We start from the raw sequence: 18271 nt of genomic DNA, 5'->3' as shown, positions 1-18271 counted from the left end.
CCTAAAAATGGTGCGATTACTGACCTTTGGTCCCCATGGGAACAGCAACGAAAAAGGCCGGCGCGAGGCCGGCCTTGCTGTGATGGATGTCAGTTCGATCAGTACCTCGCGATGACCGGACCGCCCCAGCGATAGTTCAAGCGGACGAGGCCCATGTCGACGTCCTGGCGAATCCGGTCGCTGCCGAAAACCGCACCCGCGGGCGTTGTGAAGCCGATCGTGCGATCGCCAAGGAAGATGTGGTCGTATTCAAAGCCCAGCGACCAGTTGGGAGCGAAGCCGAACTCCAGACCGGCCCCGACCGTGCCACCCCAGCGAGTCTCCCGCGCCGAGGCCAGCAGCGCGCCCGCGCCGGGCGTGCCCGCAGCAGCGTAGATGTCGTATTTGTCGCCGACGACGGCGGCGCCGCCCTTCACGTAAAGCAGCACGTTGTTCCAGGCGTAACCGATCTGACCGGTGATGAGCCCGAAAGAGTCGATGCGGGAACGGTTGCGATCACCCGTGACCAGGGCGGTGCCGGGGAAAAGTGTGCTCACGTTGTCGCCCCGGAAATCGGCCCAGTTGCCTTGGCCTTCGAGGCCGAACACCCAATTGGTGGACTGCCAGCGATAGCCGATCTGGCCACCGACCGTGCCGCCGACCGCGTTATGGCAGCCTTCCCCGACCAAAACGCCGGTCGCGGGCGTGACGAAGTCCCAGCACGTGTGGCTCGAGCCACCGCCGCCGTTGATGCCGATGTAGAAGCCGCTCCAATCGTAGATGGTGGCAATCGCCGGCGCCGGAGCCTTGGTGTAGGGACGCGCGGCAAGATCCGCCGCGCTCGCGGGAGCCGACAGGCCCATCGCCACTGCACTGATTGCACCAATAAGAAGCTTATTCATTGCCAGTCTCCCCAGGTTCGTCCGCTTCTTTCTTCCCCGAAGCGGTTGATCAGGCACGAGGGCCCATATGATTTAAGTCCGAGGAAACCGTAGCTCTACGGAGCGGCAAAGTCCGTCTCCGAAATGCAACAAGAACGGGGCCGTGCGAGGACCCACAACTTGCTGAATGTTAAGTTCTTTCCTTCGCTTTTGGGAACCTACAAAGGTTCCAATCGACGCGTGCCTTCCCGCAGTACATTGGCCGATCGACGCCACATATTCGATGCGGAAGTTCGCCAAGAACAAATCTGGAACAAGCCGGAGGTCGATGCTATATGTGGGGATAACCGGAGGGGCGACGGACTGATCGTCGTCCGCAGGCGTTCGGCGAGCGTATAGGGTCGCCTCAACAGGCACGGCGGAACGCGGGGAGCGGACCGGCCTTCTTGAATTCAGTGGCATTCGGAGCGGAGAGCGGAGATGGCGGGAAGCGTCAACAAGGTCATTCTGGTTGGAAATCTCGGCAAGGATCCTGAAATCCGCCGCACCCAGGACGGGCGGCCGATCGCCAATCTGAGCGTCGCCACCTCGGAGACCTGGCGCGACAAGGCGACCGGCGAGCGCAAGGAAAAGACCGAGTGGCACCGCGTCGTGATCTTCAATGAAGGGCTCTGCAAGGTCGCCGAACAGTATCTGAAGAAGGGCGCCAAGATTTACGTCGAGGGTGCGCTCCAGACCCGCAAATGGACCGACCAGAGCGGCGTCGAAAAGTACTCGACCGAAGTCGTGCTGCAGGGCTTCAACTCCACCCTGACGATGCTGGACGGCCGTAGTGGCGGCGGGGGAGGCGGCAGCTTCGGCGACGAGCCGGGCGGCGATTTCGGCTCCTCCGGTCCGGTCAGCAGCGCGCCGCGGCGACCCGTTGCCGCCGGCGGCGGTGGCCGCAACAGCGACATGGACGACGACATCCCGTTCTGAGCGATTCCGTTCTGAGAACGAGGCATATCGATGCGGAGGCGCCGGCCGCGTGGGCGGCGCTTCTCATCTCGTGTCAAAAAATCCCACTAATCGGCAGGACGGGCTCGGGATTTCCGGGCCCGCTTCATGTTTGGGGTGAGCTCGGATTGCGGCTTGGCAAACGCGCTGACGGGGCAAGCTCGCCGGTCGGTTTTCCACGTGTTACCGGCGATTTTGCAAGGCCGATGCGGGGGCTGCCCGAGGCACCGCTCGCAAGGGCTTAAGTTGTTGGAAAAATAGGCGGAAAAAGCGCTTCCCAGATCGCCGCGAGGGTGGTTATCAGAGGCTCGATGCGCTATATGATTCCCAGATAAAACCTCATCGGATTTCCCCTTGGCTGACGACGACGACAAGCCCGGCGACCAGCCGGCGCAACCCTCGGATATTCGCCCCGTCTCCATCTTCGAGGAGATGAAGAAGTCCTATCTCGACTACGCCATGAGCGTGATTGTGGCGCGTGCGCTGCCTGACGCCCGCGACGGCCTGAAGCCGGTGCATCGGCGCATCCTGTACTCGATGAACGAGCAGGGGCACACGCCGGACAAGAAGTACGTCAAGTCCGCCCGCGTGGTCGGTGACGTCATCGGTAAATATCATCCGCATGGCGACCAGTCGATCTACGACGCCATGGTCCGGATGGCGCAGGACTTCTCCATGCGCGTGCCGCTGATCGACGGTCAGGGCAATTTCGGCTCGGTCGACGGCGATCCTCCGGCTGCCTATCGTTATACTGAAGCCCGATTGACGAAGGTGGCGCTGGCTCTGCTGGCCGACATCGACAAGGACACGGTCGACTTCCAGCCGAACTACGACAACAACGAGACCGAACCGTCGGTCTTGCCGGCCAAGTTCCCGAACCTGCTCGTCAACGGCGCCGGCGGCATCGCAGTCGGCATGGCGACCAACATCCCGCCGCACAATCTCGGCGAAGTCATCGACGCCTGCGTCGCGCTGATCGACAACCCCGCGCTCACCATCGACGAGCTCATCAACATCGTGCCGGGACCGGATTTCCCGACCGGCGGCGTCATCCTCGGACGGCAGGGCATCCGCGCCGCCTATCACCTCGGGCGCGGCTCGGTCATGATGCGCGGCAAGGTCGCGATCGAGACCATCCGCAAGGAGCGCGAGGCGATCATCATCAGCGAGATTCCCTACCAGGTGAACAAGGCGACGATGGTCGAGCGCATCGCCGAGCTGGTCAAGGAAAAGAAGATCGAAGGCATCGGCGACCTGCGCGACGAATCGGATCGCGACGGCTACCGCGTCGTCATCGAACTGAAGCGCGACGCCGTGCCGGATGTGGTGCTGAATCAGCTCTACAGGTTCACGCCGCTGCAGACGAGCTTCGGCGTCAACATGGTGGCGCTCGACAGCGGCCGTCCGCGGATCATGCATCTGAAGGACCTGCTGGCGATCTTCGTCGACTTCCGCGAGCGCGTCGTCACGCGGCGCACCAAGTTCCTGCTCGCCAAGGCCCGTGATCGCGCCCATATCCTGGTCGGTCTGGCGATCGCGGTCGCCAATATCGACGAGATGATCCGCGTCATCCGGACCTCGCCCGACCCGACCACCGCCCGCGACACCCTGATGTCGCGCGACTGGCCGGCCCGGGACGTCGAGGACATGCTGACGCTGATCGACGATCCGCGCCACCGCATCAGCGAGAACGGTACGATCCGGCTGTCGATGGAGCAGGCGAGGGCCATTCTCGATTTGCGCCTGCAACGCCTCACCGCACTCGGCCGTGACGAAATCCGCGAGGAACTCGACAAGCTCGCCGGCGAAATCGCCGACTATCTCGACATCCTGCGCTCGCGCGACCGCGTGCTTGAAATCATCAAGTCCGAGCTCGCCGAGGTAAAGGCCGAGTTCGCGACCCCGCGCCGCACCGTCATCATCGAGCAGGAAGGCGAGGTCGAGGACGAGGACCTGATCCAGCGCGAGGACATGGTCGTCACCGTCTCGCACGCCGGCTACGTCAAGCGCGTGCCGCTGTCGGCCTACCGTGCCCAGCGCCGCGGCGGCAAGGGCCGCGCCGGCATGCAGACCCGCGACGAGGATTTTGTCAGCCGGCTGTTCGTGGCGTCCACGCATACTCCGATGCTGTTCTTCTCCTCGCGCGGCCAGGTCTACAAGATCAAGGTCTGGCGCCTGCCGATGGCCGCGCCGAACGCGCGCGGCAAGGCGCTGATCAACATCCTGCCGCTGGAGCAGGGCGAGCGCATCACCACCATCATGCCGCTGCCGGAGGACGAGTCCACCTGGGGCAATCTCGACGTGATGTTCGCCACGACAGGCGGCAACGTCCGGCGCAACAAGCTGTCCGACTTCGTCGACGTCCGCCGCTCCGGCATCATCGCGATGAAGCTCGACGACAACGAAGCTATCGTCGACGTGCAGATCTGCACCGAGCACGACGACGTGCTTTTGACCGGCGCCGGCGGCCAGTGCATCCGCTTCCCCGTGACCGACGTGCGCGTGTTCACCGGGCGCACCTCGATGGGCGTGCGCGGCATTGCGCTTGCCGAGGGCGACAAGGTGATTTCGCTAGCGATCCTGCGCCACGTCGAGACGACGTCCGACGAGCGCTCGGCGTATCTGAAGATGCGTCGTGCGGTTGCCGGCGAAGCTGCGGCCGAGGAGCCGGCGGCGGACGCCGAGGCCGAGGAGACCTCCGGCAGCTTCCAGCTGGCTCAGGAGCGCTATGTCGAAATGTCGGCGGCCGAGCAGGTCGTGCTGACCGTCTCCGTCAACGGCTACGGCAAGCGGACCTCGTCCTACGAGTACCGCACCACGGGCCGCGGCGGCAAAGGCATCGTGGCCATGAGCGTCAACAACCGCAACGGCAACCTGGTGGCGTCGTTCCCCGTGGAAGACGCCGATCAAATCATGCTGGTCACCGACAAGGGCCAGCTGATCCGCTGCCCGGTCGAAGGCATCCGCGTGGCCGGCCGCTCAACCCAGGGCGTGATCGTGTTCGACACCGCCGAGGACGAACACGTCGTCTCGGTCGAGCACATCACGGAAGAGGCCGAGAGCGGAAACGGGGCGAATGGGGAGTCGAACGGGGAGTGATGCGTCACCCCTCGTAGCCCGGATGGAGCGCAAGCGAAATCCGGGTTCTTCATTCGAACGGCTGTCCCGGATTGCACTTCCGCCTTCGCTCTCCGAGCTACGGCGGACAAGTCGCTCCATCCGGGCTACGAATTGCGCTAAATCTCCAGCTCCGTGCCGAACTCCACCACCTGCTTGGTCGGCACGCCGAAGAACGCGGCGGAGCGTTCGGCGTTGCGCTGCAGGAAGGCGAACACGGTTTCGCGCCAGACCCACATGCCCGGCACGTCCTCGCGCGGGATGATGGTCTCGCGGCCGACGTAATAGGTGATGTCGGAGAGGTCGATGCCGGGCAGCTTGCCGTGGCGGCAGGCGAAGGTCAGCCCTTCGTAGATCGTCGGGTTCTGCATGAACCCGTAATGCAGAACGACGCGGGTAATGCCGGGAATGATTTCGATCACCTCGATGCGGTCTTCGTCGTCGATGTGAGGAAGCTCCTCGATCAGCACGGTGACCAGGACGATGCGCTCGTGCAGCACGTGGTTGTGCTTGACGAACTGGGTCAGCGCCAGCGGCACGCCGCGCGGCGCCGACGCCAGGAACACGGCGGTGCCGGGCAGCCTGGCGCTGCACTTGTTGACCGCGGTTTCGATCAGATCCTCCTCGGGCTGGCGCAGCTTCGCGCGTGCCGCTTCGACGAGCTTCACGCCGCTGCGCCAGGTCAGCATCAGGAAAGCGACGAAGCCCGCGAGCATCAGCGGAAACCAGCCGCCCTCGAACAGCTTGATCGAATTGGCCGAGAAGAAGATCACGTCGATCACGAAGAAGAAGCCGTTCACGGCCACCACCAGCCACGGCGAATAGCCCCACTGGATCGCGACCAGGGCAGCGAGCAGCGTGGTGATCGCCATCAACAGCGACACCGCGATGCCGTAGGCGCCGGCCAGCGCCTCCGAGCTGCCGAAGCTCAGCACGGCGCCGAGCGTTGCGGCGGCGAGCAGCCAGTTCACCAACGGCACGTAGATCTGGCCGATCGCTGCGCTCGTGGTGTGACGGATCTGCATGCGCGGCAGGAAACCGAGCTGAATCGACTGCTGCGTCAGCGAGAACACGCCCGAGATGATGGCCTGCGAGGCGATCACGGTCGCGACCGCCGAGAACGCGACCAGCGGATAGTGCAGGGCGTCGGGGCAGAGTTGGAAGAACGGATTCTCGATCATGGAGGGGTCGGTGATCAGCAGCGCGGCCTGGCCGAAATAGTTCAGCACCAGCGCGGGCAGGCAGATCGCGAACCAGGCCAGCCGGATCGGCAGGCGGCCGAAATGCCCCATGTCAGCATACATGGCTTCGCCGCCGGTCACCGCGAGGAAGGCGGCCCCCAGGATCGCGAAGGAGACATGAAAATCCTGGTGGATCAGGAAGTCGAACGCATAGAGCGGGCTCAGCGCCGCCAGCACCGCCGGCGCCTTGACGATGCCGTGGATGCCGAGCGCTGCCAGCACGAAGAACCAGGCCAGCATCACCGGTCCGAAGATGCGGCCGATGAAGCCGGTGCCCTGCTTCTGCATCATGAACAGTCCGATCAGGATGACGACGGTCACGGGCACCACCGCCGGCGCGAGCGAGGGTGCGTCGACCTTCAGACCTTCGATGGCTGACAGCACCGAGATCGCCGGCGTGATCGCCCCGTCGCCGTAGAGCAGGGCGGCGCCGACGAGGCCGACGACCAGCAGATGCGCGCGCCAAGTACCGGGTTGGGCGTTGCGGGCATGCAGCAAGGCCAGCAGGGCGACGATGCCGCCTTCGCCGCGGTTGTCAGCGCGCAAAATCAACAGCGCATATTTCAGCGAGATGATCAGCAACAGCGCCCAGAGGATCAACGAGGCAACGCCCAGAACGGCATCGTTCGTCAATGTGCCGCCGTGGGCGGCGGCCTTGGCGGCTTCCTTGAGGGCGTAGAGGGGACTGGTGCCGATATCGCCATAGACCACCCCGAGGGCGCCCATGGTCATTGCAAGCGGCAGTGGATCAGGTTGATGGCCGGAGGCGACTGCAGGCGTACTGGACAATGGCGACCCCTCGATGGGATCGCGGCCGACGGGTCATTCCGGCGGGCGCGAGCATCGGGCAGTCTGCGACGGGACGTCGCAAATATCCATGGGGTTTATCTATGGGATTTGTCGCTACCTGACGCGAAACTGACAGACGCCGCTACGGAGTGCGGTTTGCGGTCACGAGGCGAGCCTCGCGGATGTCGGCTTTGGTGCCGGCCTGGCGAAGGCAGGACGCCTCGAAATTCGGCCAGGCCTGCTGCGAGCAGTCCTTGCCGATGGTGCGGATGTCGAGCCGGTCGCTCTTGGCGAGCGGTTGCGGCACGCTCGCTTCGACGGTGGGGGCGAAGCCGGGCAGGAGGGTGAGAGCGGCAGCAACACACCCAGAGATGGCGATCGCCGAAAGAGCTTTGATCATGACAGTCCCCTGTGATGCGGCCGCTACGCCCAGTGTGCGGCCCGTCGTTCGTTGGCCGGATTAGTAACCATGGCCAGTTTCCGGACGTCTTCGCGAACCCGGGAAATGGTTTCGTTCGCGCTCCGTTTTGCTTCGTGGCCGCCCTCAGGACGAAACAATTCGGCGCATTCCGACACGGTTTTGCGGAAAAACCGCCAGGGAACCTGACCGGCTTGCCGGGCCGGGCCGGGCGCGGTAGGACGTGGCCATGCCGCGCATTGCCTTCTATCCAGGTTCCTTCGACCCCATCACCAACGGCCATCTGGACGTGGTCCGGCACAGCGTGTCGCTGTGCGACAGGCTCGTCGTGGCGATCGGGGTGCATCCCGGCAAGAAGCCGCTGTTCTCGACCGAGGAGCGGTTGAAGATGCTCCATGACGTCTGCGGGCCGGTGGCGGCCCAGGCGGGCTGCGTGCTCGAAGCGGTGACGTTCGACGATCTGTCGGTGACATCGGCGCGCAAGTACGGTGCGACGATCATGATTCGGGGCCTGCGCGACGGCACCGATCTCGACTACGAGATGCAGCTCGCCGGCATGAACGAGGCCATGGCGCCCGAGGTGCATACGGTCTTCCTGCCAGCTTCTCCCATGGTCCGCCCGATCACCGCCACTTTGGTGCGCCAGATCGCCGCCATGGGCGGGGACGTCTCGGCCTTCGTCCCGCCGCTGGTTGCGGCCCAGCTCAAGGCAAAATTCGCCTGATAACGGCGCGTTTCCTTTCTCATCTCTGATCCGGAGTTATCATGATCCGAATTCTCGCAGTTCTTGCCGCGGTTCTGTTCGCGGTGCCGGCCTTCGCGCAAGCCTTGCCGGCCGGCCTCGACAAGGCCAACGCCATCGTCATCGACTCCACCAAGGGTCGCATCGTCATCAAGCTGAGGCCGGACCTCGCGCCCCAGCACGCCGAGCGCATCAAACAGCTCGCGCGCGAGGGCTATTACAACAATGTGCCGTTCCACCGCGTCATGGACGGCTTCATGGCGCAGACCGGCGACGGTCAGAACTTCAACGGCACCGGCGGCTCGAAATATCCGAACCTGAAGCAGGAATTCTCCAAGGTGCATTTTGCGCGTGGCATCGTCGGCATGGCCCGGCGCGGCGACAGCGTCGACACCGCCAATTCGCAGTTCTTCATCATGTTCGCCGACGGCGGCAGCCTCGACAACCAGTACACCGTGATCGGCGAGGTCGTGCAGGGCATGGACGTCGTCGACAAGCTGAAGAAGGCGCCTCCCGGATCAAGCGGCGGCACCGTCACCGATCCCGACAAGATGGTGAAGGTGCAGGTCGCTTCCGACATCAAGTAGGAGAGGCGATGGCGCGCGCCTGTGGCAAGCTCCTGCTGGTTGCCGCGGTGCTGCTGCTCGGCGTCCCCGGCGCAATCGCCGAGGACGCACAGGTCAACACCATCCAGGACATCTTCCGGCATCTGCGCACCTGCTGGAAGCCGCCGCCCGCCGCCAAGGCCCGCCCGATCGACATCACCGTCGTCGTGAGCTTTAACCGGGCTGGAAACATTCTGGGCCATCCGAGGATTACCTATGAATCCGCCGAGGCCTCCGACGAGGACCGGCTGCAATACCGGGTCGCGGTGATGGAGGCATTGCAACGTTGCACGCCGATGCCATTTACCGATGCGATGGCCGGCGCCGCTGCGGGGCGTCCATTCGCGATCCAGTTTCGCAACCGCAAATCTTCACCTGACAGGACTTCACCCCCAACCCAAGAGAGACGAGCATGAGCGCCACCGAAAACACACTGATCCTCGAGACCACCCAGGGCCCCGTTACCATCGAGATGCGGCCTGATCTGGCGCCCGGCCACGTCGCGCGCATCAAGGAGCTCGTGCGCGAGGGCTTCTACGACGGCATCGTGTTCCATCGCGTGATCGACGGCTTCATGGCGCAGACCGGCTGCCCGCAGGGCACCGGCACCGGCGGCTCCGGCAAGAAGCTGAAGGCCGAGTTCAACAAGGAGCCGCATGTGCGCGGCACCACCTCGATGGCGCGCGCCGCCAGCCCGGATTCCGGCGATAGCCAGTTCTTTATCGTGTTCGACGACGCCCGCTTCCTCGACAACCAGTACACGGTGTGGGGCAAGGTTACCGAGGGCATGGAGAACGTCGACAAGATCAAGCGCGGCGAACCCGTGCAGAACCCCGACAAGATCGTCAAGGCGCGGATGGCGGCTGACGCGGAGTAGGCGTTTCTCCTCATGGTGAGGAGGCGCGTAGCGCCGTCTCGAACCATGAAGGCCGAGCTGCAGCAGCAGGGCCTTCATCCTTCGAGATGCGCGTTCCGCGCTCCTCAGGATGAGGAGTGACTGTACGGCCGTGAGCCCGAGATGCGCACCGATCTCTTCGATTTCGACCTGCCCGCCGAGCGCATCGCATTGCGCCCGGCGAGCCCGCGCGACTCCGCGAAGATGCTGGTCGTCGATCCCGGCACGCTCCGCGACCAGGTCATCGCCGATCTGCCGCAATGGCTGAAGCCGGGCGACCAGCTCGTCGTCAACGACACCAAGGTGATCGCGGCGCAATTGAAGGGCCGTCGCATCGGCCGCGAGACCGAGCCGAAGATCGAGGCGACGCTGATCAAGCGCCTCGACGGCTCGCGCTGGCAGGCGCTGGTGAAGCCCGCCAAGAAACTCGCAGCCGGCGACCGCATCCGCTTCGGCAATGAGGGCAAGGTCTGCCTGCTTGGCCATCTCGACGCCGAGGTCGAGGCCAAGGGCGCGGAAGGCGAGGTGACGCTGTCATTCTCGTTCCACGGTCCGACGCTGGATCAGGCCATCGCCGATCTCGGCAGCCCGCCGCTGCCACCCTACATCGCCTCGAAACGCACGCCCGACGATCAGGATCTCGCCGACTACCAGACCATGTTCGCGGCGAACGAAGGCGCCGTTGCCGCGCCGACAGCCGGCCTGCATTTCACGCCCGCGCTGGAGCAGGCGCTGCACGCGCGCGGCGTCGGCATCAACCGCGTCACGCTGCATGTCGGGGCAGGGACCTTCCTGCCGGTGAAAGTGGACGACACCGAAGGCCACAAGATGCACGCCGAGTGGGGCACGCTCTCGGCCGAGACGGCGGAGCGGCTCAACACCGCGCGCAAGACCGGCGGCCGCATCATCGCGGTTGGCACCACGTCGTTGCGCCTGCTCGAAAGCGCAGCCAGCGAGGACGGCACCCTTGAGCCGTTCGCCGCCGAGACGTCGATCTTCATCACCCCGGGCTATCGCTTCCGCGCCGTCGATGTTCTGCTGACCAATTTCCATTTGCCGAAGTCGACACTGTTCATGCTGGTGTCGGCGTTCTCCGGGCTCGATGCGATGCGGCAGGCCTATGCGCATGCGATCGCGACCGGCTATCGGTTCTATTCCTATGGCGATGCGTGTTTGTTGTTTCGGGCGCCGTAGGGTGGGTTAGCCGTAAGGCGTAACCCACCGCTTCTGTTTACGCGGTAGAGACAGTGGTGGGTTACGCTGTCGCTAACCCACCCTACGCACCTCCCGTTACGCCATCACCCGCTGCGGCAAGAGCTCCGCGATCTGCACTGCATTGAGCGCAGCGCCCTTGAGCAACTGGTCCGCTGCCACGAACATCGAGATCGAATGCCCGGAGGGGTCGCTGAGGTCCTTGCGGATGCGGCCGACCAGGACGTCGTCCTGGCCCGTGGCGTCGATCGGCATCGGGAAGTAGTTCTTGGCACGGTCGTCGACGACCTTGACGCCGGGCGCTCGCGCCATGATGGCACGGACCTGATCCTCGCTGATCGGCTTCTCGCATTCGAAGGTGATGGCTTCGCAATGAGCCCGCAGCACCGGCACACGGACGCAGGTGACGCCGATCGCGATCTTGTCGTCCTCGAAGATCTTGCGGGTTTCGTTGATGACCTTGGTCTCTTCGTCGTTGTAGCCGGTGTCGGGGTCGATCGCCGTGTTGTGGTTGAAGAGGTTGAAGGCGTAGGGATGCGGCATCACTTTCGGCGTATAAACCTGGCCGTTGAGGTTGGCGCGGGTGGACTCGACCAGCTCGTCCATGGCGGCGGCGCCGGCGCCGGAGGCGGCCTGGTAGGTCGAGATGATCACGCGCCTGATGCGGTTGGTCTGGTGGATCGGCCATAGCGGCACCAGCGCCGTGATGGCGGCGCAGTTCGGGTTGGCGATGATGCCCTTGTGGTCGCGGATGCGGTTCGCATTGATCTCGGGGATTACCAGCGGCACGTTCGGGTCCATCCGGAAGGCGGAGGAGTTGTCGACGACGACGGCCCCCGCCTTGACGGCGATCGGCGCGTACTTCTTGGAGATGCTGCCGCCGGCGGAGAACAGGGCGATGTCGACGCCTTCGAAGGCGCGTTCGGTCAGCTCCTCGATGACGACGTCTTGCCCGCGGAACGACACCGTCTTGCCGGCCGAGCGGGCGCTGGCCAGCGCCTTGAGCTTGCCGACGCGAAAGCCGCGCTTGTCCATGGTGGCGATGAATTCGGCGCCCACCGCACCGGTGACGCCGACAATCGCGACGACGGGATCGTTACTCACTTTGTCCTCCATTGATTTGAGAATTCAGACAACAAAAAAGCCCCGGACCAACGAGGGCGGGGCTTCGGTAGAGTGGATTGCGTTCTAGTCGACGACTATACGCGCACGCCTCCCCGGGCCCCGAAGGCCGTGGTGGTTTTAGTCGTGCGTTTGGTGGTCGTGAACATGGCGGGAGCTTATGCGGGAGAGTTTTGCGCCCGTCAATGGCTTTTCGGCGGGATTAGCGCTGCCGCTATTTGGTCCGGGCGCCCGGCGGTTCGAGGATGACCTCCTTGAGGTTGTCGCCACTGATGACGACGATCGCGAAATTCAGCCGGCCGCGTTCGCGCACCAGTCCGCCGCTGATCGCCTTGCCGGAGGCCGCGCGCTCGGCGACGTGCACGGCATCCGCAAGCCGATGCTTGATGGCACCGAGCGCTGCGAGGTTGCTGCGGTCGTCGAGATCGAGCTCGGCGAGCGGGAGGGCGGCTTCGCCGCCGACGAGCTCGCCGGTCGCGGCATTGATGGTGTGGCGCCAGATCCGGTCGTTGTGCAGGGTCTTGACCCGGTAGACCGGCACGCCGGAGGCTCCGTCGAAACTCACATCCGCCGTGGTGGCACCGGCGTGGCGGCCTTCAGCAATCGCCATGGCCTGGTTGATCGAGATCGACGAGCTGCGGAAGCGCTCGATCTCGCGACTGACCGCTTGGCGGTCGGCCTCAGCGTCACCATCTGTGTCGCTGTGAAGGGCGGTCGGCGTGCCCGTGCTCACGATCGCTCGCGCCGGCGCCGCGAGGAGGAGTGCGGACAGGGCGATTGCGAGCAATCCCGAGATATGTCGTTTGGCTGTCGTCATGCTCGAAACCCTCGGCCAGCGAGTGTGCCGGATGATCGTAAAGAATTTGCGGCCGACCTTGGGCATCGGTCGGCCGCTGAGCGTCGTGACGGGCTGTACCGCCGCGGCGATCGAGGCGGTGCGGACCTCTTGGGGCTGGTGAAAAAGCGATCCGCATCGCCCCATAACTAAACCATACCGTATCGTTTTGTTTGGTCAACGGCGCGGGCGCAGGATTCACTGGAAAGATCGCAATCTCACGGAATTGTCAGCGGGATGGGCGCCGCCGCCGCGTGGTCTTGGCGGGGTCCTGGAGGCGGTCCGGGGGGCCAAGCGCTCCGGCCAGGAACAGCTTGATGGCAACCCGCATACGCTTTTCGGCGTCTTTCAGCTCGAGCGTCGTTCCGAACGTGGCCATGCGGTGGGTGTGTCCCACGACGACGTCGAGAAACACCTCGGCTGCGATCGTGGTGTCTTCCATGTTGAGTGCGCCTTGCGCCACCAGATGGTCGAAGAAGCGTGCCGTGGTGGCGACGGCCTTGAGCCAGCCTTCCTCCTTGCCGAGCTTGGCGATCTCGGGGAAGTTGATGGCCTGCGACGTCATCATGCGGCTGAAGGCCACGGCATCGGGACCGCAGGTGAATGTCAGCATCTCGCGCCCGATCTCGACCAGCCGCTGTTCGACCGAGATATCCGAGGCGCTGCCGAGCTGCGTCTCGGCGGCCGCGGATAGCGGTGCAAGCCATCGCGCGATCTCGCGCCGCAGCACGGCGGCGAACAATCCGCGCTTGTCGCCGTAACGGGCATAGACGGTGGGCTTGCTCACGCGCGCGGCTTCCGCGACCGCGTCGAGCGAGGTCGCATCAAAGCCGCGATCCAGGAACAGGCGGGTGGCGACCTCGATCAGCCGCTGATCGCGCTCGATCGCGGCGCTTTTCGTCGGCCGGCCGCCGCGCGATTTCGGCACCTCGCGCCGCTGAGCTGCCGGTCTTGTCCTGGTCGCAGTCAATCCCATGCCCAATGATTCCTGCGCGGTCGTGACATCAGTCATTGCTCTATAACGCGCAGCAACGGGTGCGTCATGGCTAATCTGGCCGAATAGGCCGCATCGTCAACCGTCTCGGCACGGCCCTGTTCCTCAGCGAGCGCTTACGGAAGCGTCGAAGTCCAGGCCTGGCCCGAAGCCGCCTTCTCATAACCGTACTGATACAGCGCCCGCATATAGGCGGTGTCGAACCCTTCCGAGGGGGCGGCCGGATAATCGCGCGCGATGTATGAGAGGTGGAAGCCCAGGTGGTTGCGCCTCGCAAAATCATAGGTCGAGAAGATGATCGAACGGGTCTGCGACTGGGTGATCGACGACAGGCTGCGTGAGGCGACGTCGATGGTGCTGTTGGAGACGAGCTCGAAATTGCGTTCGATCTTCTTGTTGACGAGGATGTAGATGTCCAGCTTCGCAGGGTCGGGAAGGCGACTGCCCTGGAACAGCAGGGCTTCCGGCAGTGTCAGCACCGGGGCCGTCACGCCGCCGTCGACATGCATCTCCTGAAACCTGCGGCCCTCGCCTTCGGCGTCGATCATGATCGGCGGAAACACGAGGGGGATGCTGGCGGAGGCCGCCATCACGTCGCGAAATAGCTTCAGCGCCTCGGGCGTGCCGACCGCGGCGATCCTGCCCATGTCCCAGATCGCGGTCCGCTGGGTGTCGAGATCGGTGGTCACCACCAGCAGCCTTCGGCCCCTGGCGTTTTCACGGGCGACCTGCGCCATGATCTCGGGCCCGACATAGCGGGCGACGAGCTCGCGCAGCCGCGTGTTGCCGAACAGGCCGGATCCGAACAGCACGCGCATGATGCTGGGATCGCTCAACAGGCTCTCCGCGACGCCGCTGGTGTAGACCTCCCTCAGCGTGTCGTCATATCGCGAGCCGAGAAACGCAAAGGGCGCGATCAGGCCGCCGGTGCTCACGCCCGAGACGACCGAGAAGGTGGGACGGGTTCTGGCCGCGGTCCAGCCGTTCAGCACGCCGACACCATAGGCGCCATCGGCACCGCCGCCTGACAGCGCCAGGTAGGACTTGGTCGCGGTGCTGGTGTCCTTCTCGAAGCTGAATTTCGTGATGGGTTCGTCGGCGTAGCGCCGGAGGCCGTCGATATCGAGCACGCGCGACGTGCTAGCTTCGGTGGCCGTATAGGGCGTGCGGGGCAGGGAGGTGCAGGCGCCGAGCGCCAGGCTGCACGTCAGGACCAGCAATCCGAACAGGCGGGCGCCGGTCTGCCTTGTCCAGCCATGCGAACGGGCGGACGGCTCAGTCGAACTTGAAGGGAAGGGCATTGGCGGTGGCTGGCGATCACGTGTCTACCGCCGCCGGCAACATCGCCGCGGCATCTCGTCCAACCTCCAAGGTAAAACTACACTGTATCGTTTTGTTTAAACAAGCGCCGACGCCGCACAATTCCGTGTCCCAGATATTGGTGGCCGTTGTCCCAGTCTGATGCATAAGCCGGCCGAGGCATCGCCTGAGCGGGTTGATCGGCCTGCTCCGACACGCAATAAGCACCGTCATGAATCGTCCTAACACCGGTCTGCCCAATCATTTCGAACTGCTCGCCACCGATGGCGCCGCGCGCACCGGGCGCCTGACCACGCCGCACGGCGTGGTGCGCACGCCCGCCTTCATGCCGGTCGGTACCGCCGGCGCGATGAAGGGCATGCACTGGCGCGAGGTGCGCGAGGCCGGTGCCGACATCGTGCTCGGCAACACCTATCATTTGATGCTGCGTCCCGGCGCCGAGCGGATCGCGGCACTTGGCGGCCTGCAGACATTCACCGGCTGGAACGGGCCGATGCTGACGGATTCCGGCGGCTTCCAGGTGATGTCGCTGGCGGATCTGCGCAAGGTCAGCGAGCAGGCCGTGACCTTCCGTTCGCATATCGACGGCGCCAAGGTCGAGCTGTCGCCGGAGCGCTCGATCGAGGTGCAGCGTTTGCTCGGCTCCGACATCGCGATGCAGATGGACGAATGCGTGCGACTGCCGGCCGAGCGCGCCGACATCGACCGCGCGATGCAATTGTCGCTGCGCTGGGCAGAGCGAAGCAAGCGCGCCTTCGAGAGCGCGCCCGACGGCTACATGCTGTTCGGCATCGTGCAGGGCGGCGACATACCCCAGCTTCGCCATGCCAGCGCGCAAGGCCTCGTCGAGATCGGTTTCCATGGTTATGCCATTGGCGGCCTCGCCGTCGGCGAGCCGCAGGCCGTGATGCTGGCGATGATCGACGAGACAGCGCCGCTGCTGCCGAAAGAGCGGCCGCGATATCTGATGGGCGTCGGCACGCCGGACGACATCCTCGAGGCAGTCAAGCGCGGCATCGACATGTTTGATTGCGTGATGCCGACGCGCAATGGCCGTCATGGCGTTGCCTTCACACGCTTTGGCCAGGTGAATTTGCGTAACGCGCGCCACGCCGACGATCCCCGTCCGCTCGACGAAGAGAGCTCCTGGCCGTCGGCGCGCAGCTACGTGCGCGCCTATTTGCATCATCTCGTCAAGGCGGGCGAGACGCTGGGCGCGATGCTGCTGTCCGAGATCAATATCGCTTACTACCAGTTCCTGATGCAGGGCATCAGGGACGCGGTCGCACAGGGCACGTTCGAGGAGTTCTATCGGCGTACGCGCGAGGACTGGGCGAGGGGCGACATCGCCCCGCGCTAGGTCAATTGCACAAAGTCGGATGCAGAGGAAACGTCAGTTGCAGAGAATGCGCTGCTTGACGGCGTGCTTGGTCACGAAGCCGTAGCCGCAATTGTCGCAGGTCCAGAGATAGCTGATCAGGTGTTCCGACACATACGCAGAACCTTCGGCGGCGACCATGGAGTCGGCGCAGACGGGACAGGTGGGCAACTCACTGCACCGCGGAGCGCGGTTCGATGCGACGGTCGACAACACTTCAGCGACTGCTGACATCGTGGTGACCTCTCTGCTTTGAGACCTAAGTCTAACATAAGCAGAATCAGTTGACGAGGTCGCAACACAAATGCGCTGGTTTTCTGATAATTACTGCTCACGTGATTTTGCGATGCAGCGTACTTAACATGTGCCGCAATGTCGCTTGCGTGTCGCCGCAGGCTGTCTCTAACTGCGCAAGAGCTGCAACAGAAGCACAAATCGTCGCCACAGGGAGTTCATCATGGACGCATCGTCCACCACGGGTGCAGCGCACCAACCCGGCCGCGGCCGGATCTATGACTCGATCGTCGATGCTTTTGGCGACACGCCGATCGTGCGCTTGCGCCGGTTGCCGGGCATGCACGGCGTGAACGCGACTATTTTGGCAAAGCTTGAATATTTCAATCCCGCCGCAAGCGTGAAGGATCGCATCGGCGCGGCCATGATCATCGCGATGGAGAAGGCCGGCATCGTCAAGCCCGACACCGTGCTGATCGAACCCACCTCCGGCAATACGGGTATCGCGCTGGCCTTCGTCGCGGCGTCGCGCGGCTACAGGCTCAAGCTGGTCATGCCGGAGTCGATGTCGATCGAACGCCGCAAGATGCTGGCCTTTCTGGGCGCGGAACTGGTGCTGACACCCGCCGCGCAAGGCATGAAGGGCGCGATTGCGACCGCCGAAGAGCTGTTGAAGACGACGCCGAATTCGGTGATGCCGCAGCAGTTCAAGAATCTCGCCAATCCCGAGGTGCACCGCCGCACCACCGCGGAGGAGATCTGGAACGACACCGGCGGCAACATCGACTTCTTCGTCGCCGGCGTCGGCACCGGCGGCACCATCACCGGCGTCGGCCAGGTGCTGAAGCCGCGCAAGCCCTCGCTGCGCGTGATCGCGGTCGAGCCGGAGGAGAGCCCGGTGCTGTCGGGCGGCCAGCACACGCCGCACAAGATCCAGGGCATCGGTGCGGGCTTCGTCCCTGACATCCTCGACCGCTCGGTGATAGACGAGATCGTGAAGATCAACTCGACGACGGCGATCGAGACCTCGCGGGCGCTGGCGCGGCATGAGGGCATTCCGGGCGGCATCTCCTCGGGCGCCGCGATCGCCGCGGCCCTCGAGATCGGCAGCCGGCCGGAAGCTGCGGGAAAGACCATCCTGGCTATAGTGCCGTCCTTCTCCGAGCGGTATCTTTCGACGGCTCTGTTTGAAGGAATCTAGGACATGGCGGATCAACCACCGAGGCGGCCGCGGACGTTGGGCGACGCCAGGACGGAGGCCGAGGCGGCGTTCAAGAAAGTGACGGCAAAGGTCGCCGCAGCACCGCCAAAACAGAACGTGGCGCCGGGGGTCAAGGAGCAGGTCACGCTGCGCATCGACCAGGACGTGCTGGAGCATTTCCAGGCCGGCGGTCCCGGCTGGCAGGACCGCATCAACGAGGCCCTGCGAAAGGCCGCGGGGAAGTAGGCACCAAAGGCTGAGGGACTCGCAACGAAAAAGCCCGGCGCGAGCCGGGCTTTTGTATCTGCGATT

18 protein-coding genes are annotated in these 18271 nt (G+C 64.4%); 10 read left to right on the top strand and 8 right to left on the bottom strand.

The window, feature by feature from the left end; genetic code table 11:
* Window positions 1-98: 98 nt before the first annotated feature.
* Window positions 99-881, bottom strand: coding sequence for an outer membrane protein (locus AC0L3A_RS04260; RefSeq protein WP_473253663.1), 783 nt, complete (start codon window positions 879-881; stop codon window positions 99-101).
* 459 nt (window positions 882-1340) lie between these two features.
* On the opposite strand from AC0L3A_RS04260, the gene AC0L3A_RS04255 reads away from it, so the two are divergent.
* A complete protein-coding gene (locus tag AC0L3A_RS04255; RefSeq protein ID WP_007590726.1) occupies window positions 1341-1838 on the top strand; it encodes a single-stranded DNA-binding protein in 498 nt (165 codons plus the stop codon).
* Window positions 1839-2210: 372 nt separating this feature from the next.
* A complete protein-coding gene (gene gyrA / locus AC0L3A_RS04250; protein WP_007590727.1) occupies window positions 2211-4955 on the top strand; it encodes a DNA gyrase subunit A in 2745 nt (914 codons plus the stop codon).
* A 137-nt stretch (window positions 4956-5092) separates the two neighbouring features.
* Here gyrA and AC0L3A_RS04245 read toward each other — a convergent pair whose 3' ends face one another.
* Entirely contained in the window at window positions 5093-6946 is a 1854-nt protein-coding gene (locus AC0L3A_RS04245) for a potassium transporter Kup (protein ID WP_051058391.1), read from the bottom strand.
* A gap of 199 nt (window positions 6947-7145) precedes the next feature.
* On the bottom strand, window positions 7146-7403 hold the full coding sequence (locus tag AC0L3A_RS04240; RefSeq protein WP_007590731.1) for a hypothetical protein: 258 nt from the start codon (window positions 7401-7403) through the stop codon (window positions 7146-7148).
* Between the two features lie 247 nt (window positions 7404-7650).
* On the opposite strand from AC0L3A_RS04240, the gene coaD reads away from it, so the two are divergent.
* The 5 genes from coaD (at window position 7651) to queA (ending at window position 10857) form a co-directional block, all read left to right on the top strand.
* Entirely contained in the window at window positions 7651-8145 is a 495-nt protein-coding gene (gene coaD, locus AC0L3A_RS04235; RefSeq protein WP_007590732.1) for a pantetheine-phosphate adenylyltransferase, read from the top strand.
* A 41-nt stretch (window positions 8146-8186) separates the two neighbouring features.
* Complete coding sequence (locus AC0L3A_RS04230) at window positions 8187-8750, top strand: peptidylprolyl isomerase (protein ID WP_007590733.1); 564 nt, start codon at window positions 8187-8189, stop codon at window positions 8748-8750.
* 8 nt (window positions 8751-8758) lie between these two features.
* On the top strand, window positions 8759-9184 hold the full coding sequence (locus AC0L3A_RS04225) for a hypothetical protein (protein WP_007590735.1): 426 nt from the start codon (window positions 8759-8761) through the stop codon (window positions 9182-9184).
* Complete coding sequence (locus AC0L3A_RS04220) at window positions 9181-9645, top strand: peptidylprolyl isomerase (RefSeq protein ID WP_007590736.1); 465 nt, start codon at window positions 9181-9183, stop codon at window positions 9643-9645. The genes AC0L3A_RS04225 and AC0L3A_RS04220 overlap by 4 nt, the downstream gene beginning before the upstream one ends.
* A gap of 141 nt (window positions 9646-9786) precedes the next feature.
* Window positions 9787-10857 carry a tRNA preQ1(34) S-adenosylmethionine ribosyltransferase-isomerase QueA gene (gene queA / locus AC0L3A_RS04215; protein WP_007590737.1) on the top strand — a complete coding sequence of 357 codons (1071 nt, stop codon included), beginning with the start codon at window positions 9787-9789 and terminating at the stop codon, window positions 10855-10857.
* Between the two features lie 96 nt (window positions 10858-10953).
* Here the strand turns inward: queA and AC0L3A_RS04210 are convergent, their stop codons facing one another.
* From AC0L3A_RS04210 to AC0L3A_RS04195, 4 genes are all read right to left on the bottom strand, one after another.
* Window positions 10954-11991: an aspartate-semialdehyde dehydrogenase gene (locus tag AC0L3A_RS04210; RefSeq protein ID WP_473253661.1), complete on the bottom strand. Its 1038-nt coding sequence runs from the start codon at window positions 11989-11991 to the stop codon at window positions 10954-10956.
* Window positions 11992-12211: 220 nt separating this feature from the next.
* Complete coding sequence (locus AC0L3A_RS04205; RefSeq protein WP_473253660.1) at window positions 12212-12814, bottom strand: PepSY domain-containing protein; 603 nt, start codon at window positions 12812-12814, stop codon at window positions 12212-12214.
* Between the two features lie 247 nt (window positions 12815-13061).
* Complete coding sequence (locus AC0L3A_RS04200; protein ID WP_473253659.1) at window positions 13062-13808, bottom strand: TetR/AcrR family transcriptional regulator; 747 nt, start codon at window positions 13806-13808, stop codon at window positions 13062-13064.
* Between the two features lie 134 nt (window positions 13809-13942).
* Window positions 13943-15127 (bottom strand): patatin-like phospholipase family protein, encoded by a 1185-nt coding sequence (locus tag AC0L3A_RS04195; protein ID WP_473253658.1) that lies wholly within the window; start codon window positions 15125-15127, stop codon window positions 13943-13945.
* A gap of 230 nt (window positions 15128-15357) precedes the next feature.
* On the opposite strand from AC0L3A_RS04195, the gene tgt reads away from it, so the two are divergent.
* Window positions 15358-16506 carry a tRNA guanosine(34) transglycosylase Tgt gene (gene tgt / locus AC0L3A_RS04190; protein ID WP_473253656.1) on the top strand — a complete coding sequence of 383 codons (1149 nt, stop codon included), beginning with the start codon at window positions 15358-15360 and terminating at the stop codon, window positions 16504-16506.
* 33 nt (window positions 16507-16539) lie between these two features.
* Here the strand turns inward: tgt and AC0L3A_RS04185 are convergent, their stop codons facing one another.
* Window positions 16540-16758, bottom strand: a complete 219-nt coding sequence (locus AC0L3A_RS04185) for a hypothetical protein (protein ID WP_007590746.1) — start codon at window positions 16756-16758, stop codon at window positions 16540-16542.
* 223 nt (window positions 16759-16981) lie between these two features.
* Here AC0L3A_RS04185 and cysK point away from each other — a divergent pair, with 223 nt between their 5' ends.
* Together cysK and AC0L3A_RS04175 are read left to right on the top strand one after the other, a co-directional pair.
* Window positions 16982-17959, top strand: coding sequence for a cysteine synthase A (gene cysK / locus AC0L3A_RS04180; RefSeq protein ID WP_473253655.1), 978 nt, complete (start codon window positions 16982-16984; stop codon window positions 17957-17959).
* 3 nt (window positions 17960-17962) lie between these two features.
* A complete protein-coding gene (locus tag AC0L3A_RS04175; RefSeq protein WP_027518078.1) occupies window positions 17963-18205 on the top strand; it encodes a BrnA antitoxin family protein in 243 nt (80 codons plus the stop codon).
* Window positions 18206-18271: the final 66 nt, after the last annotated feature.

Source organism: Bradyrhizobium sp. MI1.3 (assembly GCF_055811695.1).
The sequence above is the reverse complement of the archived record's forward strand: the minus strand, read 5'-3'. Positions and strand labels throughout refer to the sequence as shown.